Source organism: Aquibium carbonis (genome assembly GCF_003970795.1).
GTDB classification, from domain to species: domain Bacteria; phylum Pseudomonadota; class Alphaproteobacteria; order Rhizobiales; family Rhizobiaceae; genus Aquibium; species Aquibium carbonis.
Map to the genome: position 1 here is coordinate 1 of NZ_RWKW01000130.1, position 1,187 is coordinate 1,187.

At 69.2% G+C, this 1,187-nt stretch carries 2 protein-coding genes; one reads left to right on the forward strand and one right to left on the reverse strand.

Translation table 11 applies throughout. The annotated features are described in order from the left end of the window. Nucleotides 1–468, forward strand: a 468-nt coding sequence (locus EJC49_RS24125; RefSeq protein ID WP_126702482.1) for an SH3 domain-containing protein, incomplete at its 5' end; no start/stop codon positions are given. Nucleotides 469–574: 106 nt separating this feature from the next. Here EJC49_RS24125 and irrA read toward each other — a convergent pair. Next, nucleotides 575–997, reverse strand: coding sequence for an iron response transcriptional regulator IrrA (irrA, locus tag EJC49_RS24130; protein WP_126702483.1), 423 nt, complete (start codon nucleotides 995–997; stop codon nucleotides 575–577). Between the last annotated feature and the right edge of the window lie 190 nt (nucleotides 998–1,187).

Consider the following 1,187-nt stretch of genomic DNA (forward strand, 5'->3'; position numbering starts at 1 on the left):
CAGGGCGCGGCCGCCGCGCAGCCGGTGGGCCCGAGCGGCCTGCCGCTGCCGCGCTTCGTCAGCCTCAAGGCGGGGCGGGTGAACCTGCGCATCGGCCCGGGGCTGAACTACTCGGTCGACTGGATGTACATGAAGCCCGGCCTGCCGATGGAAATCGTCCAGGAATACGACAACTGGCGCCGGGTGCGCGATTCGGAGGGATCGGAAGGCTGGATCAACCAGTCGCTGCTGTCGGGCAAGCGCACGGCGCTGGCCGCGCCGTGGCAGCGCGGGCGGGTGCAGGAGATCGCGCTGCGGGCCAGCCCGTCGGCCGAGGCGCGCACGGTGGCGCGGCTGGAGCCCGGCGTGATGGGCACGGTGAGGACCTGCAACGGCGAATGGTGCCGGATGGACTTCGGCGGCCATACCGGCTGGCTGGAGCAGGGGCTGGTGTGGGGCGTCTATCCGGGCGAGCAGGTGGCCGACTGACGCGCGGCGCGGTCGGCGCCACGCCCGACCGACGAGCGATGACCGCGCATGAAAAAGCCGCCCGGAGGCGGCTGAAGGCCATTGCCGATTGCCGATCGATGGCGGCCTAGCGCTTCGGGCGCAGCCGCACCACGATGTCGACATTGACGATCTCCATGCCGTCCGGCGGCGCCGGCAGGTTGTGGACCGTCACCGAACCGGTGTCGATGTCGAGCACGGTGTTCTCGCCCTCGATGAAGAAATGGTGGTGGTCGGAGGTGTTGGTGTCGAAATAGGTCTTGGCGCCCTCGACCGCCAAGATGCGCAGCATTCCGGCCTCGGTGAACTGGTGCAGCGTGTTGTAGACCGTGGCGAGCGACACCGGCACGTCGGCGGTGAGCGCCTCCTCGTGCAGCTCCTCGGCGGAGACGTGGCGATCACCCTTGGCGAACAGCAGGCTGGCGAGCGCGACGCGCTGGCGCGTCGGCCGCAGCCCCGCGTCCCGCACCCTCTCGACCACCACCGATGACGCCTCGCGCATCATGCTCATTCACCACGCCCTCGTTTCGGGGCCCTCCCGATACATGCCGGCCAGCCGCCGACGGCATCAGCCGACGCAACCGCCAGACCCGGATATATTATTTCCGGGCCGCGAGATCAATACGCCGCAAGGGGCGGCCTAGGGCTATCGCATTTGGCCGATGATTGATCTGGCGAAGGCGTCGGACCAGCCTGCTCGC

Excerpts from the sequence above, each read along its gene's own strand:
- irrA (WP_126702483.1), bottom strand. The coding sequence starts at position 997 with ATGAGCATGATGCGCGAGGCGTCATCGGTGGTGGTCGAGAGGGTGCGG.